Origin of the sequence: Pseudomonas sp. lyk4-TYG-107, from assembly GCF_030209055.1 — a bacterium.
In the GTDB taxonomy this organism is placed as follows: Bacteria; Pseudomonadota; Gammaproteobacteria; order Pseudomonadales; family Pseudomonadaceae; genus Aquipseudomonas; species Aquipseudomonas putida_A.
Window position 1 is genome coordinate 19,832 of record NZ_JARVST010000015.1, and the last position, 23,887, is coordinate 43,718.

Below are 23,887 nucleotides of genomic sequence, written 5' to 3' on the forward strand. Positions count from 1 at the left end.
TTTTTGAAACGCATGCCCTGCTCCCCCGAAATTTTCCGCCGTGCCCGGTTCGATCACCTAACCTCATAGATTGTGTGATCAACGAGAACCGGCCCCTCTCATGCGCAACACATTGAACTCATTGTTTTTTGTCGCGCTGCTCCTGCTCGCTCCGGGCAGTTCGGTGGTGTGGGCGGCGGATTTGCCGGCGCCCTCGGCGACCGCTGCGGCGCCGCTGGTGGAGGTCTCGCAAAGTGATCTGCAAGCCCTGCAACTGCGCCTCGACGGGCTGAAGCAGCAGATTTCCGCCGCCAACAACTACAACCAGCTCGAAGGCCCGCAAGACCGGGTGCAGACGTTCATTCTGGATGTCGATCGGTTGTCGGCGTCGTTGTTGCCGCAGCAGGCACAACTGGCGGTGCAACTGGGGGTGCTCGGCGCGGCGCCGGATACGCAGATTGCCGCCGAACAGGCGGAAATCGCCGCGCAACGGGCGCAGCTCAACGAGCAAAAAAACAAGGTCGATGCCACGCTCAAGAGCCTTGCCGCGCTCAAACAAAGCGCCGCCGAGCTGATCACGCAAATCGCCGGCATCCGCCGCACACTGCTCGAAAGCGAACTGACGCTGCGCACCGACAGCATCCTGAGCCCGGACTTCTGGTCGCCATTGGTGTCGCCAGAGCCGGATGATCGTCAGCGCCTGAATTTTTTCATCAATCAGGTGAAACTCACCTGGGCCACGGTCTGGGCGCCCGGCCAGCGCTTTTTCACCTGTGTGCTGGTGCTGCTGGCGCTGGCTTTCTGGACGCTCGGCCGCCGACTCGCCGAGCGCGGGCTGACCTGGTTGTGCATCCATCGCATGCCGGAGGGGCGTCTGCGCCGCAGCGCGCTGGCATTCGCCTCGGCGCTGGCGACCCTTGGCACCACGGCCATCGCCCTGCATCTGCTGTTCTACGCCTGCACCCGCCACGAACCACTGACGCCCATGCTGCAGACTTTTTCCGAGGAGTTCGAAAAAGCCGTTTACGCCTGCGTCCTGATCACCGCGCTGAGCCGCGCGCTGCTGTCGACTCAGCATCCATCGTGGCGGCTGCCGGCGATGGCCGACTCGGTGGCGCTGGCGTTGCGGCCCTATCCAAGGATTCTCGCCGCCACCCTGCTGGTGCTGGTGACTCTGGTGCAGGTCAGCAACGCCACCGGCATGAGCAGCCAGATCGTGATCACCCAGCGTGGGGTGATTGCCATCGTGGTGATCGTGATTCTGGTGCCGCTGCTGTTGCGCGTCGGCAAAGTGCGCAAAGCGTTGCTCACCGCCAATGAACCGGAGGCCGGCAGCACGTTTGCCGGGGCGATCTACAGCATCGCCACGGTGTGCATGTGCGTGTCGGCGCTGGCTCTGCTCACCGGCTATGTGTCGCTGGCCCGCTTCGTCACCTATGAGTTGGTCTGGGCCTATATCGTGCTGGCCGGGTTCTATTTACTGGTGCAGGTGGTCAAGGATGCCTGCGAATACCTGTTCTCGCCGCGCTACTCGGCCGGCAAGACCATCAAGCAGACCCTGGGCATGGGCGACCGGCGGCTGGAGCAGATTTCGATTGTGCTGTCCGGTGCCAGCCGCGCCGGGCTGCTGTTGCTGGCGGTGATCACCCTCTTCGTCGGTGGCATCGGCACCACGTTCGGGCAACTGACCACCAATGTCATGGGCATTCTCGGTGGCGCCGGGTTGCGCAAGCTGAACATCGTTCCGGCGCATCTGATCAATGCCGTGCTGGCGCTGCTGATCGGCATCTACCTGATCCGTGCCCTGCGCCGCTGGCTCGACAACGAATTCCTGCCCAAGACCGACATGGATCCGGGCATGTGCGCGTCGTTGAGCACGCTGTTTTCCAACATCGGTTATGCCACGGTCATCCTCCTGACGCTGTCGTCGCTGGGCGTGCGCTGGACCAATCTGGCGTGGATCGTCAGTGCGCTCTCGGTGGGGATCGGTTTCGGTTTGCAGGAGATCGTCAAGAACTTCGTCTCCGGGCTGATCCTGCTCACCGAACGCCCGGTGAAGGTCGGCGACCTGATCAGCATCAGCGGCGTCGAGGGCGACATCCGCCGGATCAACGTGCGCGCCACGGAAATCCAGCTCAGCGACCGCTCCATCGTGATCGTGCCCAACTCGCAACTGATCTCGCAGAACCTGCGCAACGTCACCCTCGGCGGCAGCGCCCAGGGGGTGGCGAGCCTGGAGCTGATGTTCCCGCTGGACATCGACCCCGAACAGGTCAAGGAACTGCTGCTCAATACCTACCGCGAAAACGAAAACATCCTCGACAAACCGGCGTCGTACGTGCGCTTCAGCAAACTCTCGCCCGATGGCATCACCTTGACGGTGACCGGCTACGTCGGCAGCCCGCGGATCGTCGGCGGGACCAAGAGTGATCTGCTGTTCGAGATACTCAAGCGACTGGGGGATGCGGGGATTGCGCTGGCGAAACCCGCCGCCACGCCGTAGCAGACCACCCCCTGTGGAAGGTGACTTGCCAGCGACGGCGGTTGGTCAGTCTGAAGTGATGGCGGCTGACACGGCCCCATCGCTGGCAAGCCAGCTCCCACAGGGGTTTGCGGTTAACGCAAATGTGCCGGCTGGCCTAAAGCATTGTAGGAGTGAGCCTGCTCGCGATGGCGGTGGTTCAGTCACAGCGGGGGTGACTGACACGCCCCCTTCGCGAGCAGGCTCACTCCTACAGGGTTCTGCGGTGGGCGCGGAGTTGGCGACTGGCCGAGATCATTGTGGGAGCTGGCTTGCCAGCGATGGCGGTGTGTCAGTCAACGTGATGGTGGCGGGAAGAGGCTCATGCCGGCGCCCAGCGTCGATGCAGCCAGCGCGCGAACGCATCCAGGGCAAAGCCCAGTACGCCGATCAGCAGCACCATCGCCATCAGTTCCGAATACGCCAGACGATCACGCGTATCGAGGATGAAGTAGCCCAACCCGGCGCTGACGCCGAGCATCTCGCACGGCACCAGCACGATCCACAAGATGCCGATCGACAGCCGCACCCCGGTCAGCACATGGCCGAGCACGCCGGGCAGGATCACCTTGCGCAGGGTTTCCCAGCGGGTGGCGCTGAGGCTGCGGCTGAGTTGCAGCCAGCGCGGGTCGAGCTGGCGCACGCCGGCCACGGTGTTGAGCAGGATCGGCCACACGGCGGCGAAGGTCAGCAGGAAGTAGATCGGCTGATCGCCAACGCCCAGCAGCATCACCACCACCGGCATCCACGACAGCGGCGAAATCATCCGCAGAAACTGAAACGCCGGCGTGGTCGCTGCTTCCAGATGCCGGTAGCTGCCGATCATCAAGCCCAGCGGCACGCCGATCAACAGCGCCAGCAGCAGACCGACCAGAATCCGCTTCAGGCTGACCAGCACATGCTCGTACAGCTCCGGGCGCAGCAGCAGTTCGCCGAGGCTCGCCAGGGTCGCCTCAGGTGAAAAACGCAGTGCCAGGCTGTCGTTGCCGCCGAACACGTGAACGCCCAGCCACCACAGCAGCAACAGGCCCAACAGCCCCGCCACACCCAACAAACCATGAACGGTCGAAGAAGATCGCTGACGCATCAGAGGCTGAACTCCTCGCTGCGTTCGAAGCTTTCCGGTAATCCGAATGCCTTCATCCCGCCGACTGTAGCAATGGCATTGCGCACGAAGCGGTCGTCTACCAGATCCCGGGCGGTTTGCTGCGGATCGAGGTTGGCGAGGAACCCCTTGTCGCCCTCGATCAGCGTGTCCTTCAGGCGCTTGACCAGTTCCTCGGTGTAGCTGGGAAACGGGTACGGCTGAAAGTCGATGCGCTGCTCGTCCCAATGGCTGTGCTGAATCGCGCCGCTGGCCAGATATTGCTCGCGGTCGCTGGTGGCCGGCGACAGCACCCGGTCGAGCACCGGTTGCGCGTGCGGCGTATAGCGATTGGCGCCGTCCTTGGACAGCAGCTTGGCGGCCTCGGCGCGGTTGTGGCGGGTCCAGACCTGCGCTTTTACGATGGCGTTGACCACTTTCTGCGACCACTCGGGACGGTTGTTCAGATCCTGTTCGTGCATGAACACCACGCAGCAAGCGTGATTGCGCCAGACGTCGCCGGTAAAGCGTTGCACGCGGCCAACCTTGAGTTCCTCGGCCAGCGCATTGAACGGCTCGGCGACGATGTAGCCGGCAATGCGTTTGCTCGCCAGGGCTGGCGGCATGTCCGACGGCGGCAGCACCAGCAGATTGACTTCATTCGGCGCCAGCACAGCACTCGCGGATTTGCTCACCGGCACCAACCCGTGATCGCGGAACAGCTGCTGCACCACCACGTTATGAATCGAATACCAGAAAGGAATCGCCACCGATTGCCCGCCCAGTTGCTTGACCTCGGTGATGCCCGGCGCCACGGTCAGGCCCGAGCCGCCGACGTGGTTCCACGCCACAACCTTGGCCGGCACCTTGCTGCCGTAACGCGCCCACACGGTCATCGGCGACAACAGGTGAATCACGTTGACCTGCCCGGAAATGAACGCCTCGATCACCTGTGCCCAACTGCGCAGCAGCACCGGGCGTTCGGCCTGAATCCCTTCGGCTTCGAACAGGCCGTTGTTGTGCGCCACCAGCAACGGCGTGGCGTCGGTGATCGGCAGATAACCGATGCGCACTGGCGCGTTCGGCTCGGCAGCGGCGCGCGCGTTCAGGCTGTTGAGCAACGGCAACGCGCCGCCAGCGGTCAGCAGCGCGCTGAGTTTGAGGAAGTCACGACGTGTGTGAGTGAAGTCGTCCAGGCACATGGTCAATCTCCGACGTAGCGGGCACAGGTTGAATGAGGGGGTTGCGGCTCGCCCGCCGAAGGGTTTTGAGGATGTCGATGCGCAGCGCGCCCAGTTCCTCGACCAGCTCGGCACGCGGCTGAGGCAGGTCGATGCGCCACTCGCCGAGGATGTGCGCCGGGCTGTTACCCAGTAGCAGAATCCGCTCGGAAAGCAGCAGGGCTTCGTCGATGTCGTGGGTGATCAACACGGCAGCGGTGTGGTGTTCGGCAATCAGTTGCAGGAGCAACTGCTGCATGTCGGCGCGGGTGATTTCATCCAGCGCGCCGAACGGTTCATCAAGCAACAGCACCTGCGGCTGCCGCGCCAGACACCGCGCCAACGCGGTGCGCTGGGCCATGCCGCCGGACAGCTGCGCCGGGTGCTGCTGACGCGCATGTTCGAGGCCGACCGCCGCGATGGCGTGGTCGATCCGCGCCTTGCGCTGCTCGGCCGTGAGGTGCGGCTGGCGAGCGAAATCGAGACCGAAGGCGACGTTCTTTTCCAAAGTCAGCCATGGCAACAGGCTCGGGTCCTGAAACGCCACCGCCACCCGTGGATGTGCGCCGGTCAGTGGCTCGCCAAGCAGGCTCACCCGACCCTGTTGCGGCGTCTGCAAACCGGCCAGCACGCGCAGCAGACTGGATTTGCCGACACCGCTGGGGCCGAGAATCGTCACCACTTCGCCGGGTTGCAATTGCAGGTCGAAGTGCTCCAGCACGGTGTGCCAGCCCTGCTCTCGCGGGTAGCCGAGGCGGATGCCCTGCGCTTCCAGCACCGGCGCAATCATGCCGTCGCTTCCCGTTTCTGCCGCTGCAATTCAGCGCGCAATTGCACCAGGCTCGGGGTGACAATCGGCACGAACGCCGACTCGCGCCAGCGCCGGGCGAAACCGCTGCCGTGCTCCGTCAGATAGGCCTTGCCGCCGCTGGATTGCAGTTCCAGTTGCACGGCGTTGGCGGCGGATTCGGCCAGCGCGATGCGGATCTGGAACAAGGCGCCCGGCTGGGTCAGGAAACGTCCGTCGTGCAGACCCTGCTTGAGCGCATCGACGCTCTGCGCCAGTTGCTCGCGTTGTTCCTGCAACGGCTCCAGCAGAATCGAACGGCCGTCCTGCAAATGCCCTTCGACCTCGGCCAGCGCCCGTCGCGCCAGACCAATCGCCATGCCGCACTGCAAGCCAAGGAACGCCGGGCGCACCGCTGGCAGAAACTTGCGCGCATCTTCATGCAGCAGCCATTCGCGTCCGACCGCCACTTGGGCGAAATCGATTGCTGCGGTGTTGCTCGATTGCAGCCCCATCAGTTGTAGATCGGCGGAACGTTGTACGCCGGCAGCGTCATCGGCGATCGCCAGCACGAACGGCGAACCACCTTCCTCGTGCTCGATCGCCGCCGCCACCACGAAACCGCTTTGGCGCAGATTGGTCACCCAATGCAGGCGCCCGTTCAGGGTCCAGCCGTCCGCGGTGTGGGCGGCACGCACTTGCAGTGCCTCGATGCCCGACAGGTATTTCATCGCGTTGGACAAACCGGTAGCCCCGGCCAGCTCTCCGCGGAGCAACGCCGGCAGCAGTTTTTCCCTCAGCGCCGCGTTGGGGCTGTGCAACAGATATTCGATGAAGGCCCGTTGGCCCCAGAACACAAACGCCGCCGCCAATGAATGGCTGGCGACGGCAGCCAGGGTTTCCACGGCATCACTGACGTGACCACCGCTGCCGCCCAGCGCCGGGCTGATGCCGACCCGTAGCACGCCGGCCTGCGCCAGTTGCGTCAGCACCTGTTGTGGATCGCCGTCGCCCGCATCCAGGGCCTGGGCGTTGTGTTCCAGCCATTGCGTCAATGCCTGATTGAGCATGTCGTTTCTCTCCTTGTACGCAGCCGCATCAACCATAGACGATGCGGCCTGAAGCGCTGGCCGATTACGCGCGATACGGCGCCAGCTCGGGGTTGAGCGGCGTGTCGGCGAACACGTTGGCGAAGTTGCACAGGGTCGCCAGGCTGATGCCGAGGATCACTTCCAGCGCATTGCCTTCGGTGTAGCCGGCAGCCTTGAACTGGTTGAAAGTCTGATCGCTGACCTTGCCCCGGGTGGTAATCACTTCGCGAGCAAACGCGGCCAGGGTTTCCAGTTTTTCCACGGGCACAGTGGCTTTTTCACGCAGCGCACTGACCACTTCCGGCGGCAGTTTGGCCTTATTCAGCGCCACGGCGGTATGACCTGCGACACAGAAATCGCAACCATGGTTGGTGGCCGCAATCAGTTGCACCACTTCGCGCTCGGCGAGGCTGAGTTCGGACTTGCCATTGAGCGCCGATACCGTAACGTAGGTTTCCAGCGCGGCCGGGGCATTGGCCAGCACGGCCAACAGGTTCGGAATGAATCCGGAGTTCTTCTGAGCGTTTTCCAGAAACGGTCTGGCGGCTTCGGGAGCGCTTTGCACGGTGTGAAGAGTGACGCGCGACATGGAGTGGACTCCTGCTGTTGAGTGTCCGGCCAGTCTGTTGGTTATAAAAATTTCGATCCATATTCTAAAGTAGCGATTACTTGCTCCTGAGTGTTTCCATTAGATGATTTCGTCCAGCCCCCTGGTTGATTGGTTATTAGAAAGTCTCGAACTCGATGCCAGCCTGTTTCACGTCGGGCGCTATTGCGGTGGCTGGCATGCAAGTACGCACGGACTGGCGCGCGCCAGTTTTCACTTGATCGTGCAGGGCCGCTGCTGGCTGCACATTGACGGGCAGGAGCAGTCGATAGTGTTGAGCGCGGGAGATGCGGTATTTCTGCTGCGCGATCTGAACTACCGCCTCTCCAGCGCCGAAGAGCCGGCCCTCGCCCAAACACTGCCGCGCAGGGCCATGACCGCGCTCGACAGTCAGGCACAGGATGGCGTCGGGCTGGTCTGCGGGTTCTTTCATTTCAAGTCCGGGCTGTCGTCGCTGATCATCGAAGGCCTGCCGGACTGGATCATCCTGCGCGCGGGCGATCCTTCTTCGAGCGCGGCGCGAGCCTTGTTCGAGTTGATCCTGCAAGAGTGCGAACGCTTGCCGGCGCCCTCCTCGGCGCTGCTCGAACGCTTGAGTCATCTGCTGTTTTTGTATGTGTTGCGCCAACAGATGGCCGACAACCAGAGCCTCGGCGGCCTCGTGGCTTTGGCGCGCAATCCGCAGTTCGCGCCGTTGCTGGACCAGTTGATCGAACAACCGCAATTGCCGTGGTCGCTGGAGAGCATGGCGGCGAGTATCGGCCTGTCGCGCTCGGCGTTTTTCAAACGCTTCAACGAACTGGCCGGGCAATCGCCGGGGCAGGTATTGCTGGCGTTGCGCATTCGGCATGCCTGCCAGTTGCTGCGGGCCAATCACACGGTGGAACAGGTGTGCGCGGCCGTGGGCTATCAGTCGATTGCTGCGTTTACCCGGGCGTTCGCCAAGTCGGTGGGAGTGCAACCGGGGGCGTATCGCAAGCAGCATGAGGGGCGCTGAGCGACGCGTTAATATGCCGTCGCTGCTGGAAAGCACCGAGAGAAACTGTGGGAGCGAGCTTGCTCGCGAAAGCGCCGGCACAGGCAAAATCTCCAGCGACTGATACACCGCTTTCGCGGGCAAGCCCGCTCCCACAGTGGATGGTGTAGATCAGCGGATCTGTGTACACCGCAAAAACTTGTGGGAGCTGGCTTGCCAGCGATGGCGTTGGTGCATCCAACATCTTTATTGACTGAACCAGCGCTTTCGCGGGCAAGCCCGCTCCCACAGTGGATGGTGTCGATCAGCGGATCTGTGTACACCGCAAAAACTTGTGGGAGCTTGCTTGCCAGCGATGGCGTTGGTGCATCCAACATCTTTATTGACTGAACCGGCGCTTTCGCGGGCAAGCCCGGCTCCCACAGTGGATGGTGTGGATCAGCGGATCTGTGTACACCGCAAAAACTTGCGGGAGCTGGCTTGCCAACGATGGCGTTGGTGCATCCAACATCTTTATTGACTGAACCGGCGCTTTCGCGGGCAAGCCCGGCTCCCACAGGGGAGATGTGTGGATCACGGGATTTATGCACGCCACGAGACCTGTGGGAGCCGGGCTTGCCCGCGAAGGCGGCGGTACATTTGGCATCCTGGCTTGGTTCGTTCCTTATTCCACTAATCAACCACAAAACCATTTTTTAATCTTTTATCGCTATTAACCTCGCCCTCTATAATTGCGCCCCTGTACTCAACTCATAAAAAGGGATGCTTCATGCAAAGACGCCTGTTACTGGCCGCACTGTTCGCCACTGTCGCCGGTTGTGCCAGCCCACCGCCTGCCGCCGTTCACACCCATGACCCCGCCAGTTCAACCCTGCAAGGCGATGCCACACGTCCGGCGCAGGCACAGTGGATCCGCACCGAGCTGTACTTCTCGGTGGGCACCGTGGATGGCAAGGAAGGCGCGGTCAGCCCCGCGCGCTGGCGTGAGTTTCTCGACAAGGAAGTGACGTCGCGGTTTCCCGACGGTTTCACCGTGTTCGATGCCTATGGGCAGTGGCGTGATCATGGGGCGAAGGAGCCGGAGCGGCTGAGTACCAAAGTGATCGTGATCCTGCACGAGAACAATCCGCAGAACGCCGGCAACATCGAGGCAATTCGACTGGCGTACAAACGCATTACCGGGGATCTGTCGGTGCTGCGTCTGTCGCAACCGGCCGACATATCGTTCTAATCGCTGATCTGCCCCAGAGCTTGCCGAGGCGTCGACGCCAGGCGGCTCAATCCCGCTAGCAGCAGCGCGCCCACCAGCAACACGCCAATCCCCAGAAACGCGCCCCACCCCACCACCGTCACGCTCGAATAGAGCATGTACAGGCACAGCCCGAAAAACACCAGCGGCAACAGCGGGTACAACGGCACCTTCACCGGCCTCGGCACCTCAGGGAAACGCCGGCGCAGAATGATCAGCGCCAGACTGCTGAAGCTCAGAAACAGCCAGTACACCGGGGTCAGATACTCGACCATGGTGTTGAAGCCGCTCTGGGTGAAACTGCCGAACAGCACCAGCAACAATGCCACCGCGCCCTCCGCCAGCAAGGCCTTGCGCGGCACACCGTCGCGTTCGTGCCACTCGCCGAAGCGACGCAACTGCGGCACATCGCGGGCCGCGGCATAGGTGGTGCGGGCGCCGACCAGCAAGGTCGAGTTGATAGTGGCGATGGCCGCGATGCCGACCATCAGCAGAATCAGCAGCACCCCCGGCGCACCGAATGCACGGTTCAACAGTTCCACCGCCGGTGCATTGCTCGCCGCCAGTCCGGCGAATCCCAGGCCTCGCACAAACGCCCAGTTCAGCGCCAGATAAATCGCCATCAGCAGCGTCAGCGCACCGAGCATGGCGATGAAGATTCCGCGTCGTCCATCGCGCACTTCCGCCGACAAGGTCGCCGCATCGCTCCAGCCACCAAACGCCAGAAACACGAAAATCATCGCCGCCGAAAACCCGGCCATACCGGTGTTTTCCGGCGCAACCGAGACGCTCGCTGGCGCCGCTTCAATCCCCTGCCACGCCAGCCACACACCGGCGCTGGCGATGCTCAGAAAGCCCAGCGCCAGCAAACCCACCAATAAGGTCTGGGTGATGAAACCGATGTGCTTGCCAGTGAGATTGAGCAGCACCAGCGCGGCGATCACCCCGCCAGCAAACATCCCCAAACCGTACCGACCGAGCGGTACCACGGCATTGACGTAATCGGCAAACATGAACGCCGACAAGGCGATCCAGCCGGTATGCATCACCGAAAAGCGCGACCAGGCGAACAGGAAACCCATGCGCTCGCCATAGGCCGTGCGCAGAAAGTGATAGTCGCCGCCAGGATGTGGAAATGCCGTGGCCATTTCGGCAAAGCACAACGCCCCGGCCATCGACGCCAGGCCGCCGAGCACCCAGACCCAGTAGAACCAGGCAGGCCCGACGTTCAGCGCCACGGTCGGCGCGGTCTTGAGGATGTCGGTGGTGATCACCATGCCCAGCGTAATCAGCAACGCCTGCAGCACCGGCAGATGGCGCTTGGGGCCGTTCGACTGATTCATTGAGTGTCCCGCAGAAGATCCGCCGTCCATGGCGGTTCGGCTCAGAAGCCGTAAGTGGCGCTGGCGTAGTAGTAAGCGCCGTTGGTGCCGATCGGCGACAACACGTCATACGGCAAGTTGCCGCCGTAATTGATCGCCGAGCCGGAGCGCTCCGGGTAGTTGTCGGTGAGGTTGTTGCCGCCCAGGGCCACGCTGAATTTCGGGGTGAATTTGTAGGTCACCTCGGCGTCCAGTTGCCACACCGCGCCATAGGTCTGCTCCGGTTGCGAGTCGCCGAAATCGAACACCCGGGTGGTCTCGCCCTGACGGGTCAGACGCCCGAGCAGGCCCCAGTGTTCGCTGGCCCAGTTGGCGGAAAACACGAAACGATCCTTGGGCGCAGCGTCGGTCAGGGTGTTGGTTTCTTCAACGCCGACCAGTGCATCGTTGCCGATCCCCAGCGCCGTCAGTTGCGACGGCGTGCCTTTGGTGTTGGTGACTTTGGTGTGGTTGTAGGTGTACGCGGTGGTCAGGCCCAGTTGCCCTTCGTATAGCGGCTGATGGTAGTTGAGCACCAGTTCGGCACCGTGGGTGCTGGTGTCGGCGGCGTTGGTGAAAAAGTTGACGTCATGCACCCCGGCCACGCCGAAGTTGTCGTTGATGTATTGCTCCATGGCGTCGCTGCCGATGCGCTGCGACAGGGTGATGCGGTCCTTGACGTCGATGCGGAACACATCGAGCGAAGCGTCGAAGCGTTCGTTGAGCTGGAAGGTCAGGCCGAGGCTGAAGTTCTTCGAGGTTTCCGGATCGAGCTTCTCGGCCCCCAGCGCGCGGGCGATCGGGTCGTTGACCGAGAGCACACGAATATCGGTGAGCGTGCCGCCTTCGCCGAAGTTGCTGGTGGTGTTCTGGAAACCGCTCTGCGCCAGCGACGGCGCGCGGAAGTTGTTCGACACCGCACCGCGCAGCGCCCACTGCTCGGTCAGTTTGTAGCGACCGCTGAGCTTGCCGGTGAGTTTGCTGCCGGCATCGTCGTAATGTTCCCAACGCGTGGCGGCGTCGACGAAGAAGCGGTCGGTGAGATCACCCGACAATTCGGCGTAAGTCGCGAACACATTGCGGTCCAGGTCCGACTCTTCGCTGGGGCGCAGACCGTTGGCACCATCAGCGCCGGAGCCAATGTAAGAGGACTCGTCACCGGCGTAGGTCAGGTAGTTTTCGTAGCGGTATTCACCGCCCAACGCCAGCACGAACGAGCGTCCACCGAGGCGCAGTTCGCGGCTGAAATCGAGGTTGGTGGTGGTCTGGCGCAGCTCGTAATCGCCGGTGTCGAATTTCGTCGGCGAGTCCTCGCCGAGGCTGACGTTAAGGGTGCGGCGGGTGGAGCCGTCGAAGCGGTTACGGCCATGGGTAACGCTGCTGTCGAAGTCCCAGTCTTCGCCGATCATGCCTTTGAAACCGGCGGTGGCAGAGACGTCCTTGTTGTCGCCCAGCGACTGCGGCAGGTAGCCATTGGGATAGAACTGCGGCTGCTCGTAGGGGTAGCGATAGAATTCGGCGCCGGTGGTGTGGCGCTGGTTGTAAGTGCCGAAGCTGTAAGCTTTGCCGCCGGCCAGCGGCAGCTCGCTGTTGAACCACAGGTTGACGTCCCGCGCCAGGCCGTCGCCCATCACGTAGTTGCGCTGGTCCGGGGTATCGGCAAAACCGTCGAAACCGGCGCGGTTGGTCGGGTTGCGATTTTTGTACTCGGTGCCGCCACGAATGAACCCGCCCTCTTCGCCCAGGCGCGTGCCGATCTTGGCCGTGGTCACGCTGTTCTGGCCGTCGGTGGTGGTTCTGCCGATGGCGTCCTGATGGGTGTGAAACGCGCCGTAGCTGGTGGACACTTCGCCGCCCTCGGGCGCGTCGTCGAGGATGATGTTGATCACCCCGGCAATCGCGTCGGAACCGTACTGCGCCCCGGCACCGTCGCGCAGCACTTCGATGCGTTTGATCGCGCTGATGGGGATCGAGTTGAAGTCCACCGGCGCCGTACCGCGACCGATTTTCGACGAGTCGTTGACCACCGCTGAAGTGTGACGACGCTTGCCGTTGACCAACACCAGCACCTGATCCGGGCTCATGCCGCGCAGCTGTGCGGCGCGCACGTGGTCGGCGCCACCGGAGTTGGACTGACGCGGCATACTGAACGATGGCAGCAACGTCTGCAGCGCCTGGCCCAGTTCACCGTCGGCCGCACCGGTGGACTTGAGATCAGCGGCAGTCAACACGTCCACCGGCACTGGAGAATCGAGCATCGTACGCGCGGTGCCACGGGTGCCGGTAACCAGCACGGTACCCAGCCGTGTGTCATCGTCAGCGCGGGTGGAAGTGTCTTCGGCTTGCGCCGGAACTTGCCAGATCGCACCGACTACCGCGATGGCCAGTAATGAACGGGAACGCTGATACATGGGACAGCTCCTTTATCGCAGCTAATACCCGGCCGTTGCCGACAATAAGGGGTCGGCAATCAATGCACGGCAATGTCTGCTGTAGTTTTAGAAATCAGGAAGGTGGTGAAGGCTGGTTAAACGTATTGAGTTGGTTAAGCGCAGAATCCCCAAAGTTAGTTATTTCCCCTTGAACACCGATGCTAGACGGGCCGAAGGCCTGCCGTAAAAGAACCAATAACACTTAGGTTAGATCGGGCTGATTAACTGTATTTAGTCCAACACAAGTGTTGCTGGACAAACAGTTGATGCAACTAACAAACAACGATTACAACTGCAAAAAAGATCCCTGTGGGAGCTGGCTTGCCAGCGATAGCGGTGTGTCATTCAACAGAAACAGGGACTGAATGGACGTCATCGCTGGCAAGCCAGCTCCCACAGGGTGTTTGTATTAGTCGAAATCCTTTTCCAGCCAGGCATCTTCGGCAATGTCCAAAGCGTCAGCACTGAAGCGTTGTTCCGCAAACGGATCGGCGTGCAGGTGAAAGCCGTTGCGCTCCCAGAAACCGGGTTGTTCTTCGGCGACAAACTCCAGACCGCGCAACCATTTGGCGCTTTTCCAGAAGTAGCGCCCGGCGACCACCAGCCGCAGCGGCCAGCCGTGCTGGGCGGTCAAGGGTTGGCCGGCGTAATGGGTGGCCAGCAGGCTGTCCGGGTGCAGCAGGTCGTCTAGCAACAGGTTGGTCTGGTAATCGTGATCGGCGTGGGCCATGACAAAACGTGAAGCGGGCTGGAGATCGAGCTCGCTCAGCAGATCCTGCAGATGTACCCCGCTCCACTGCATGTCGAACTTCGACCAGCGTGTCACGCAATGAATGTCACATTGCAACTCGCGCTGCGGCAACCTTTGCAGGTCAGCAAAACTCAACTCGACGACACGCCCGACCTTGCCGAACAGGCGCAATGACCACGTTGCCAATTCATACTCCGGCACCGTGCCTTCGTGGAGAATCGGGAACCGCTCGGTCAACACCTGCCCCGGCGGCAAACGTTGACCGAGCGCCGGATCAGCCTTAGGTGCGCGGCTGTTGCGCAAACGCATGGCTTTGTTGTGCATGTTCACTCCCAAGCGCGTCAGGATGCCTGCCGCGCATACAGCGCATCACCCGGTGATAACGGCTGCATTCAGTTCGCCACAGGAATCCACTCGGCCCGCGCCACATTGGCGGTATCGCCGAACGCCGGGAGTTTCTGCGCCAGGTCGCGAACGTTTTTCACGTCCAGATCGAGCAACTGCTGACGGGTGATCAGGGTCGGTGGTACCAACACCTGATGTCCCGGATTTTCGCCGGCAATCAACATCGCCAGACTGCGCACGCTGATCGCTCCCGCCACTTGCGGATTGACCGCGGCGGTCGCCGCCCAGGCGCTGTCAGGTTCTTTCATGATCTGGATGTCGGCGGTGGAGATGTCGGCGCTGTAGATCTTCACCTTGCGCCCCAGCCCGGCCTCGTCGACGGCGATCTTCGCGCCTTTGGCAAACTCGTCGAACGGCGCGAAGATCACGCTGATATCCGGATTGGCGCGCAACACCGCGCTGGCCTGATCCGCCACCGAGTTGGCAATCGGCGGGTTGAGCGTGCCGAACCGCGCCTTCTCGATGATGCCCGGATTGGCCTTTTTCACCTGACTCCAGATCTCGTCGCGGCGCTCCATCGGCGTGAAGCCGCTGATGTACACGTAACCGGCATCGAACCGCGTGCCGTTGTCCTTCACCGCCTGATCCAGCGCCAGTCGCGCCAGTGCATGGTGATCCTGCTCGACCTGAGTCACTTGCGGGCTGTTCAGATCGACGTCGAACGCCACCACCTTGATGCCTTTGGCGATCGCCCGGTCAATCGGTCCCTTGAGGGTTTCCGCCAGGCCCAGTTGCACGATGATCCCGTCGACGCCGAGGTCGATTGCCTGATCGATCATCTCGCCCTGACTCGCCGCTTGCTGGCGCGCATCGAACACCCGCAGATTGGCCCCCAGCGCCTCGGTCTGTTTCTCCACGCCGCGCAGGTACGCCTCGGGAAAGTCCCCGGAAAACAGATAGCCGACCAGCGCGATCTGCACCTGACCTTTATCGAACGGCGCCGGAGCACCTGGCAATGCCTTGGCCTGAGCACTCAAAGCCAATGCCGAGAGCACCGCGCCGGCGAGGCAATGGCGTGCGAACTGCTTGATTGAACCGTGCATACATCTTCCTTGCAGCGACAAATGAACCGGCTCAGCGCGCCCGATGCGCGAGGCCGAAGGTGAACATCAGGGCCAGCACCAGCACCAGTCCCTTGACGAAATCCTGCGCGTAGTACGGCGCGTTGAGCATGGTCAGGCCATTGAGCAGCGACGCCACCAACAGTGCGCCGACCAACGTGCCGAAGGCATTGGGCTTCTTCGCCCCGAACACGGCAAAACCGATCAGCGCCGCGCCGAGGGCGTCGAGCACCAGACCGTTGCCGGAGCTGACATCACCCCGGCTCAGCCGCGCCGCCAACAGCAATCCGCCAAGCGAAGCGAGCAATGCCGACAGCACGTAAGCGAGCAACTTGAAGCGCTGTACCGGCGCTCCCGCCAGCCGCGCCGCCTGCTCGTTGCCGCCAATCGCATAAAACAATCGGCCGATGCGCGTGCGCTCGAGAAACAGCCACACCGCCAGCGCCACCAGCGCCGTGATCAACACCGGAACCGGCACCACCTCCCACAAGCGCCCGCGGCCTAGGGCGAGAAACGCCGCACTGAAGGTGCCTTCGGTTTCCACGCCACTGGGCAAGGTCATGCCCACCGCAATCGAGCGCCCACCCGTGGGAATCAGTTGCACGCCGATCACCAGAAACATGCTGCCCAGCGTCGCGAGAATGTCCGGCACCCGCAGCTTGACGATCAGCCAGCCATTGAGCAGCCCGACCAGTGCGCCACCGGCCAGACTGATCAGCACCGCCGGCACCGCGCCCCAACCGAGCACCACCATCACGTAACTGGCGATCATCAGGCTCATCGCCGCCACCGCACCAATCGACAGATCAAGTCCGCCGACGGCCATGGTCAGCGTCACGCCAAGGGCCAGCAGCGCGACGATCGACACCGACTGCAAGATGCTGAACAGATTGCCGACGCGCAAAAACGCCGGCTCCGCGACACTGAAAAACACCACGATCAGCGCCAGCAGCCACAACAGGCCGTAGCGGATCAGCGCTTGCAGCAGGCGCTCGGCGGGTGCCGTAGCGGACGACAACAATGAACTCGAATCAGGCACTCGCTCTGCTCCTTGGCGTGGCATGAAAGGGATTTTCGCTAGCGTCGCTGCCGGCCAGCGCAGCGACCAGGGTCGCGCGCTCAAGACCGGCGCGCGGGTATTCGGCGACTACCGCGTGATCGCGCACCAACAGAATACGGTCGGCGATTTCCAGGGCTTCGTCGACATCGGCGCAAATCACCAGGGTCGCGCGGCCACCGGCACTGTCGCGCAGCAGTTGGCCGATCTCGCGGCGGGCGCGCACGTCGACCCCCTGAAACGGCTCGTCGAGGATCAACACCCGCCCTTCTCCGAGCAGCCAGCGGCCAAGCACGACCTTCTGTTGATTACCGCCGGACAGCGCACTCATCGGCACCTCGATGCCGGCGGTCTTGATCCCCAGCGCCGCGACTTGCGCCTCGACCGCTGCGGCTTCGGCGCGGTTGCGAATGAAACCGGCACGGGTGAAGCGCTCCAGAAACGGCAGCGTCAGGGTCCGGCGTAGGGAGAAATCCGCCACCAGCGACTGACTGGCGCGATCCTCCGCCGCGAGAAACACACCGCTGTGAATCGCCGCCCTTGGCGAACCCGGCAGCCAGTCCATGCCGTCCAGTTGCAGGCTGCCAGCCACGGCTTTGCGCAAGCCGAACAGCACTTCGGCGATCTCGCTTTTGCCAGCGCCGAGCAGCCCGGTCAGTACCACCACTTCGCCTTGGTGCAGGTCGAAATCGAAGCGCCTGGAGCGCGGCAAAACCTGCAAACCGCGCACACCAAGGACTTTTCGGCCCACGCTGCCGGGCGTGTAGACATGCCCGTCCAGCGCCTGCCCGAGCATCGCCTGCACCGCCTCGGGCAACTGCCGCGCGCTGAACTCTCCGGCCGGTCGACCATCGCGCAGGACAATGGCGCGGTCCGCCACCCGTTGCAGATCGGACAAGCGATGGGAGATGTACAGAATCGCCACGCCGCGGCTGCGCAAGATATCGATCAGATCAAACAGACGCTGCGCTTCGGCATCCGACAACGCCGCCGTTGGCTCATCGAGAATCAGCAGACGCGGCTGCAAGGCAAAGGCCCGCGCCAGCACCACCAACTGCCGTTCGGCCTGGCCAAGGTGTTCAATCGGTTGCTCCAGCGGCAACACCAGACCCAGCCCGGCGGCGATGCTCGCAGCGCGCTCCAGCAAGCGTTGGCGATTGAGCCAGAAGTCCGCGTCGGGCCGGCACAGTTCATCGAGCAGCAGGTTCTCCGCCACGCTCAAACCGGGCGCAATGCCCTCGTTGATCTGCTGATGCACCGCGATAATCCCGACCCGACGTGCCGACAGCGGCGAGCTGAATTGCCGGGGCTGACCGTCGATGTAAATCTCGCCGCCATCGGCGCGCTGGCTGCCGGCGAGAATTTTCACCAGCGTCGATTTGCCGGCACCGTTGGCACCGAGCAACGCCACCACTTCGGCGGGATGAATCTGCAGGCTGACGCGATCCAGTGCGCGGTTCGAGCCGAAGGTTTTGCTTAGTTCACGCACCTGAATCAGCGGCGCGCGGGCCACGACGACACTCATAAAATTCCTTAACGTCGATGGGCCAGCGAACGTACCAGCCGGTCGCCCAGGCTCTGCACGCCCTGCACCAGAATGACCAGCACCACCACGGTGGCGACCATCACTTCATTGTTGAAACGCTGATAGCCATAACGGATCGCCAGATCGCCAAGGCCGCCACCGCCGATCACCCCGGCCATCGAGGAGAAACCGATCAGCATCACCAGCGTCAGAGTGATCCCCGCCAGTAGTGCCGGCAGCGCTTCGGGCAGCAGCACTTTGAAAATCACATGGCGGATATCACCGCCCATGGCGAGGATCGCTTCGATCCGGCCCTTGTCGACTTCATCCAGCGCGTTCTCGACGATCCGCGCAAAAAACGGAAACGCGCCAATGGTGATCGGCACCACCGCCGCGGTGCTGCCGAGGGTGGTGCCGACCAGCAGACGCGTCAGCGGAATCAGCGCAATCAACATCACCACAAACGGCAGCGAGCGCCCCAGATTGACCAGCGAACCCAGCGCGGCATTGAGCCGTGGCAGCGGCCACAGTCCGTCGCGCCGACTGACAAACAGCAACACCCCGAGCGGCAAACCGATCAGTAGCGTGAACAGCCCGGCAAGCAAGACCATGTACAGGGTTTCGCCGGTGGCGTTGAACACCAGTTGCAGGATTTCATCCCAGTTGATCGCGCGGTTCATGACTGGGCCGCCCGCACGCCGTATTGCTTGAGGAAGCTGAGACCGGGAATGTCGTGGCCCAGCGGCAGGCCGCAGGTCGGACGCAACGAAGTGCCGAGACTCGATTGCGCATCGGCGAGCAATCGCGGCACCGGGCCGGACTCGACCAGACGCCCGTCCGCCATCAACGCCGCGTGATCGCAGATCGACTTGACCACCTCCAGCTCATGGGTGATCAGCACGATGGTCACGCCCAATTGCCGGTTGATATCGCGCAGCAGGTCAAGAATCGACGCGGTGGTTTCCGGGTCCAGCGCGCTGGTAGCTTCGTCCGACAGCAGATACGCAGGCTCGGCAGCCAGCGCGCGGGCGATCCCCACCCGTTGTTTTTGCCCACCGGACAACTGCGAGGGAAAGGCTTGCGCCTTGTCCGTCAAACCGACCAGTTCCAGCAGTTCGCGCACCCGCACATGGCGCCACGGTTTGCCGACGTTGGCGATTTCCAGCGGCACGGCGATGTTGTCGAAGACGGTACGCGAGTGCAGCAGATTGAAGCCCTGGAAAATCATGCCGATGCGCTGCCGCTGGCGGCGCAGGTCGCTGGGCGACAAGGTCAGCAGGTCCACGCCGTCGATGAGAATTTGCCCGCTGTCCGGGCGTTCGAGCAGATTGAGACAACGCAACAGGGTCGACTTGCCCGCCCCGCTACGCCCGAGAACGCCGTAGATCGCGCCGTCGGGAATACTCAGCGACACCTGATCCAGTGCTGGTGCCGGCGCCGACGGGTAGGTCTTGCTCAACTGCTCGACGACGATCATGGCTTGCCATCCTCCACCGGAATCACCGAACCCTTGAAGTTATCGGTGATGTATTTCGCCACTTGCGGCGAGGTCAGGTCTTTGGCCAGTTGCGCAATGCGCGGATCGTTCTGCAGTGTCGGCGTGGTCACCAGAATGTTGGCGTACGGATTGTGCTCGGCCTTTTCCAGCCCCAGCGCATCCTGGGCCGGCACCAGTCCGGCTTCCAGCGCGTAGTTGCCGTTGATCACCGCAAGGTCGACGTCGTCCAGGGCCCGAGGAATTTGCGGCGATTCGATTTCGAGGATCTTCAGCTGTTTCGGGTTCTCGGCAATGTCCTTGGGCGTGGCCTGATCGGCCGCCGGATCCTTGAAGCCGGGCTTGAGTTTGATCAGGCCGTTGTCCTGCAACAGGTACAGCGCACGGCTCAGGTTGGTGACGTTGTTGGGCACGGCGACGGTGCCTTTTTCCGGCACCTCGGCGAAGCTTTTGTGCCGGCGCGAATAGATGCCCAGCGGCTCGATATGCACCGTGGCGGCCACCGCGAGTTTTTGCCCCAGCGCTTGCTCCTGGGATTTCAGATACGGCAGATGCTGGAAGTAATTGGCATCGACATCGCCATGCACCAACAGCTCGTTGGAGTTCACGCCGTTGGGAATCTCGATGACCTTGAGCTTGAGTTGCGGATCGATTGTCTGGATGTACGCGAGAATCTGCGCGTGGGGCACCGGGTCGGCAGCCACGCGCAACGGCTCCAGTGCCTGCGCGCCGAACGAAGTCACCAGCGCGCCGAGCACGGCCAGGGTCAAACCTGCTTTTTTCAACATGTGCGTAGTCCTTGAGCGAGTGATGAATCAGGCGTTGGCGGTTTTACGAGCCGGTGCGGCGGGCATCAGCGCGTCGGCATAGAAGCGCCGGGCGACGTCGGGGTGCGAACGCAACCGACCCTTGAGGTAGTTCCAGCCGACATCGCGAAACAACGGATTGAGCGGATCACTCGCCGGGCCACGCGCTTCGCGCAGCAGCGCGGTGGGCAACGGATACAGCGGCACCACGGCATCGAGTTGCGCGCCGAGGAAGAAGGCGATGGACAAGCGTTCGCTGCCTGCGGGCGGCGAAACCACGCGGTGTACCGTGGCGCGAAGATAACCGTTGGTGGCCAGCTCCAGCAGTTCGCCGATGTTCACCACCAGCGTGTTGTCGCGGGGCAGCGCATCGATCCAGCGCCCTTCCTCGACCTCCACTTGCAGACCGGCCTGCTGATCTTGCAGGAGAAAGCTGAGGAACCCGGAATCCTTGTGCGCGCCGACGCCCTGCTGGCTCGCGCTGGCGGCCTGGCCTGGATAGCGCATCAACTTGATGTGTTCGTTGGGCTTGTCGCCGTACAACTGATCGAACGCGTCCGCCCGCAGCGACAGCGCCTGGGCAAAGGCACGCAGCAGACGCAACGCCATGCGCGTCATCGCCTGTTGCCATTCGAGCAGCAGCGGTTTTAGTTCTGGCAGCGCCGCCGGCCATTGGTTGGGGCCCTGCAACCGAGCCCACAACGGACTGTCCGCGTCCAGCGGCAACGCTTCGCGCTCGGCGCCGAGATCGAACTGTTCACGCCAATCGGGTTGACCACGAGTGATCTCGGAAGCGGCACGGTTGTAACCGCGAAAATGCGGCGAATTGATCATGCCGACGGCGGTCTTTTCGTGCTCGGACAAGGCGAAGAACTGCCGGGCATGATCCTGCACCTGCTTGAGCAGGTCGCTGTCGATGCCATGGCCGGTGAGATAGAAAAAGCCGACGTCACGCGCGGCGTGACGCAGGTTTTCAAGAAATTCATAACGCTGTTGCGCGGTGCCTTCGAACAACGAAAGGTCCAGCGTCGGCAGCGTGGTGATATCGAGGGTATGCGGCATGATTCACTCCCGTGTGAACCAAACCTGAAGAGCCTTTGATCGATTCAGCGTGTGCCGTCATGGCAATCGGGGGTCTATCGGTTTGATGCGTTTGATTCGTCGTGAGACAAAACTAAACGATCTTAAAAACCACGAACAAATACCCTTTTTGCATTAGCTTAGGCCTGACGCTCAAGTTCGCTGTCATCACGCGACAGCTCTCCCGCTTCAACTGATCAACGTGCCGGGTCATAAAACGGTTCGACTGCCACCCGGCTGCCGATAAAGAAACTGTCAGCCACCAGCCGCAGCGGCTGCAGATCGACGTCGCTGGCCCGATCGCCAATCAGTTGCCGGAAGTGTCGATACACCGCGGTGTACTCGCCCTCTTCCGACACCACTTGGCGCACGCCGTCGATGCTCAGCAACGCCCCGCCGTTGTCCAGGCGCAGCACTCCTTCGGCACAGCGAATCTCGATGCTCCAGAGTTCGTCGTGACCGTGGTCGAAATCGAACTCGGCCTGCACGTCGAGTCGGTTCGCGTCGGACATCTTGATCGACGCGGCAATCGGCGACTGGCAGTTGTCCGGTACACGCAGTTCGGCGGCTTCGACAAACAATGGCTGCGCCAGCAAACGGGTGACAATCGACAAGGCATTGATGCCCGGATCGAAAACGCCCAGACCACCGGGTTGCCAGATCCACGTCTGACCGGGATGCCACTTGCGCACGTCTTCCTTCCAGTCGATCTGCACGCTTTGCAGCGTGCGGCCGGCGAGCCAGTCGCGGGCGGCTTCGATACCTGGGGCGTAGCGCGAATGCCAGGCGAACAACGCACTGACACCCTGTTGCTGCGCTTGACTGACCAGGGCCAGCGCCTCACCCAGCGTGGCGCACGGCGGTTTTTCCACCAACACATGTTTGCCGGCGGCCAGCGCCTGCTGCACCAGTGCGAACCGACCTTGCGGCGGCGTACAAAACGCAATCGCATCCACCTCGGGGCCGTTCTCCAGCAACTCGCTCAACGAGTTAAAGTTCTCCACCCCGGCACAGGGTTTACCTTGCGTGGCGACCGCCACCAGACGAAATCCGGGATTGGCGTTGATCGCCGGCACATGTTGATCCTGGGCAATCTTGCCGTAGCCCACCAGACCGAGACGGATCGGTTGCATCAGTGACTCCTGTTTTTGTCTTGTTGTCGTCAGCGAGTGCGCAGATTAGCCGTAAACGTCACGGAAAACCCAGCTGAGTCTGATCAAAAAACCGCAGAAGCCAGCGCTCGGTTCATCGCGCCGGGTAGTAACGTTGATGCCGCGGCGCAAACAAAGAAAGCCTGCTTTTCAGGGCAGGCTTTCACGTTCACAACGCTGCAATCACTTCTGCTGCGCGGTCAACGCCGAGTAACTGTTCATCAGGTTCCGGTAGTTCGGAATCCGCTGCGACAGCAGATTGCCCAGCCCTTCGATGTCGTTGCGCCAGTCGCGGTGCAGCTCACAGGCGACCGAGAACCAGTTCATCATTTGTGCGCCGGCCTGGGTCATGCGGCTCCACGCGGCTTGCTGGACGGTGGTGTTGAAGGTGCCGGAGGCGTCGGTGACGACGAATACGTCAAAGCCTTCGGCCAGTGCCGACAGGGTCGGGAATGCGACGCAGACGTCGGTCACGACACCGGCGATGATGATCTGTTTGCGGCCGGTGGCCTTAATCGCCTTGACGAAGTCTTCGTTGTCCCAGGCGTTGATCTGGCCTGGGCGGGCGATGTACGGCGCGTCCGGGAACATTTCTTTCAGTTCCGGGACCAGCGGGCCGTTGGGGCCTTGTTCGAAACTGGTGGTGAGAATGGTCGGCAGGTTGAAGAATTTCGCTAGGTCGGCAAGCGCCAGGACGTTGTTCTTGAACTCGTTCGGCGAGAAGTCCTGAACCAGAGAAATCAGACCGGTCTGGTGGTCGACCAGCAGGACTACGGCGTCGTCTTTGTTCAGGCGGTTGTAGGTTGCAGTGCTCATGTTTGAATCCCTTTTCTTGGTTGAGGTAGTGGGCGTTGCGTTGAACATGGGCACAGATTACGGATACCGCCTGAACGGATAAATCGGTTGAAAAGCGTTTCACTGTCAACTCATAACGGACAATCCTGGCGACACAACACAGGCTTGCCAGCCTCCAACTCAATCCGCCTCGGGAATTGGTTTGGCGATCATCAAACTGTACGGTGCCCGGTTCAGGACCCTCTCCACCGTTGCGCCAATCAAGTTGAGGCCTTGCGGGTAGGCGGTGCCCCATAACTCTGTGGGAGCGGGCTTGCCCGCGAAGGGTTCATTCCAGGCAACATCTCAAATGGCTGACACACCGCTTTCGCGAGCAAGCCCGCTCCCACACTGGATCTCGGCAGGCCGTCATTCCTGAGTTCACCGCTCCCACAATGATCTCGACAAGCCGACA

At 62.2% G+C, this 23,887-nt stretch carries 20 protein-coding genes; 3 read left to right on the forward strand and 17 right to left on the reverse strand.

Features of this window, described 5'->3' with window-relative positions:
* The first annotated feature begins 100 nt into the window (after positions 1 to 100).
* Complete coding sequence (locus QRN61_RS13965; RefSeq protein WP_285374029.1) at positions 101 to 2,482, forward strand: DUF3772 domain-containing protein; 2,382 nt, start codon at positions 101 to 103, stop codon at positions 2,480 to 2,482.
* A 340-nt stretch (positions 2,483 to 2,822) separates the two neighbouring features.
* Here QRN61_RS13965 and QRN61_RS13970 read toward each other — a convergent pair whose 3' ends face one another.
* The 5 genes from QRN61_RS13970 to QRN61_RS13990 all read right to left on the reverse strand — a co-directional run bounded on the left by QRN61_RS13970 (position 2,823) and on the right by QRN61_RS13990 (position 7,271).
* Positions 2,823 to 3,587, reverse strand: a complete 765-nt coding sequence (locus QRN61_RS13970) for an ABC transporter permease (protein WP_285374030.1) — start codon at positions 3,585 to 3,587, stop codon at positions 2,823 to 2,825.
* Positions 3,587 to 4,786 carry an ABC transporter substrate-binding protein gene (locus QRN61_RS13975; protein ID WP_285374031.1) on the reverse strand — a complete coding sequence of 400 codons (1,200 nt, stop codon included), beginning with the start codon at positions 4,784 to 4,786 and terminating at the stop codon, positions 3,587 to 3,589. The genes QRN61_RS13970 and QRN61_RS13975 overlap by 1 nt, the downstream gene beginning before the upstream one ends.
* Positions 4,752 to 5,594 (reverse strand): ABC transporter ATP-binding protein, encoded by an 843-nt coding sequence (locus tag QRN61_RS13980; RefSeq protein ID WP_285374032.1) that lies wholly within the window; start codon positions 5,592 to 5,594, stop codon positions 4,752 to 4,754. The genes QRN61_RS13975 and QRN61_RS13980 overlap by 35 nt, the downstream gene beginning before the upstream one ends.
* A complete protein-coding gene (locus QRN61_RS13985) occupies positions 5,591 to 6,661 on the reverse strand; it encodes an acyl-CoA dehydrogenase family protein (protein ID WP_285374033.1) in 1,071 nt (356 codons plus the stop codon). The genes QRN61_RS13980 and QRN61_RS13985 overlap by 4 nt, the downstream gene beginning before the upstream one ends.
* 64 nt (positions 6,662 to 6,725) lie before the next feature.
* A complete protein-coding gene (locus tag QRN61_RS13990) occupies positions 6,726 to 7,271 on the reverse strand; it encodes a carboxymuconolactone decarboxylase family protein (protein ID WP_285374034.1) in 546 nt (181 codons plus the stop codon).
* A gap of 103 nt (positions 7,272 to 7,374) precedes the next feature.
* Between QRN61_RS13990 and QRN61_RS13995 the strand changes: the two genes are divergently transcribed.
* Together QRN61_RS13995 and QRN61_RS14000 are read left to right on the forward strand one after the other, a co-directional pair.
* Complete coding sequence (locus tag QRN61_RS13995) at positions 7,375 to 8,286, forward strand: AraC family transcriptional regulator (protein WP_115990043.1); 912 nt, start codon at positions 7,375 to 7,377, stop codon at positions 8,284 to 8,286.
* A gap of 748 nt (positions 8,287 to 9,034) precedes the next feature.
* Complete coding sequence (locus tag QRN61_RS14000) at positions 9,035 to 9,496, forward strand: DUF3574 domain-containing protein (RefSeq protein ID WP_285374035.1); 462 nt, start codon at positions 9,035 to 9,037, stop codon at positions 9,494 to 9,496.
* Here the strand turns inward: QRN61_RS14000 and QRN61_RS14005 are convergent.
* The 12 genes from QRN61_RS14005 to ycaC all read right to left on the reverse strand — a co-directional run bounded on the left by QRN61_RS14005 (position 9,493) and on the right by ycaC (position 23,454).
* Complete coding sequence (locus QRN61_RS14005) at positions 9,493 to 10,857, reverse strand: APC family permease (RefSeq protein WP_285374036.1); 1,365 nt, start codon at positions 10,855 to 10,857, stop codon at positions 9,493 to 9,495. The genes QRN61_RS14000 and QRN61_RS14005 overlap by 4 nt on opposite strands.
* 41 nt (positions 10,858 to 10,898) lie before the next feature.
* Positions 10,899 to 13,286: a TonB-dependent receptor plug domain-containing protein gene (locus tag QRN61_RS14010; protein ID WP_285374037.1), complete on the reverse strand. Its 2,388-nt coding sequence runs from the start codon at positions 13,284 to 13,286 to the stop codon at positions 10,899 to 10,901.
* Positions 13,287 to 13,716: 430 nt separating this feature from the next.
* Positions 13,717 to 14,382 carry a molybdopterin-dependent oxidoreductase gene (locus tag QRN61_RS14015; protein WP_285374038.1) on the reverse strand — a complete coding sequence of 222 codons (666 nt, stop codon included), beginning with the start codon at positions 14,380 to 14,382 and terminating at the stop codon, positions 13,717 to 13,719.
* 68 nt (positions 14,383 to 14,450) lie between these two features.
* Positions 14,451 to 15,506, reverse strand: a complete 1,056-nt coding sequence (locus QRN61_RS14020) for a substrate-binding domain-containing protein (RefSeq protein ID WP_007966380.1) — start codon at positions 15,504 to 15,506, stop codon at positions 14,451 to 14,453.
* Between the two features lie 31 nt (positions 15,507 to 15,537).
* Positions 15,538 to 16,563, reverse strand: a complete 1,026-nt coding sequence (locus tag QRN61_RS14025) for an ABC transporter permease (RefSeq protein ID WP_285374039.1) — start codon at positions 16,561 to 16,563, stop codon at positions 15,538 to 15,540.
* Positions 16,556 to 18,106, reverse strand: coding sequence for a sugar ABC transporter ATP-binding protein (locus QRN61_RS14030; protein ID WP_285374040.1), 1,551 nt, complete (start codon positions 18,104 to 18,106; stop codon positions 16,556 to 16,558). The genes QRN61_RS14025 and QRN61_RS14030 overlap by 8 nt, the downstream gene beginning before the upstream one ends.
* Before the next feature lie 8 nt (positions 18,107 to 18,114).
* On the reverse strand, positions 18,115 to 18,786 hold the full coding sequence (locus QRN61_RS14035) for a methionine ABC transporter permease (protein ID WP_350310352.1): 672 nt from the start codon (positions 18,784 to 18,786) through the stop codon (positions 18,115 to 18,117).
* Positions 18,783 to 19,583, reverse strand: a complete 801-nt coding sequence (locus tag QRN61_RS14040) for a methionine ABC transporter ATP-binding protein (protein ID WP_285374041.1) — start codon at positions 19,581 to 19,583, stop codon at positions 18,783 to 18,785. The genes QRN61_RS14035 and QRN61_RS14040 overlap by 4 nt, the downstream gene beginning before the upstream one ends.
* Entirely contained in the window at positions 19,580 to 20,389 is an 810-nt protein-coding gene (locus tag QRN61_RS14045; protein WP_097087879.1) for a MetQ/NlpA family ABC transporter substrate-binding protein, read from the reverse strand. Before QRN61_RS14045 ends, QRN61_RS14040 begins: the two co-directional genes overlap by 4 nt.
* 27 nt (positions 20,390 to 20,416) lie before the next feature.
* The gene (locus tag QRN61_RS14050) at positions 20,417 to 21,469 is read right to left on the reverse strand and encodes an isopenicillin N synthase family dioxygenase (RefSeq protein WP_225138724.1); all 1,053 of its coding nucleotides are present in this window, start codon (positions 21,467 to 21,469) and stop codon (positions 20,417 to 20,419) included.
* Positions 21,470 to 21,684: 215 nt separating this feature from the next.
* Entirely contained in the window at positions 21,685 to 22,620 is a 936-nt protein-coding gene (locus QRN61_RS14055) for a Gfo/Idh/MocA family protein (protein ID WP_285374042.1), read from the reverse strand.
* A gap of 201 nt (positions 22,621 to 22,821) precedes the next feature.
* The gene (gene ycaC / locus QRN61_RS14060; protein WP_007966399.1) at positions 22,822 to 23,454 is read right to left on the reverse strand and encodes an isochorismate family cysteine hydrolase YcaC; all 633 of its coding nucleotides are present in this window, start codon (positions 23,452 to 23,454) and stop codon (positions 22,822 to 22,824) included.
* Between the last annotated feature and the right edge of the window lie 433 nt (positions 23,455 to 23,887).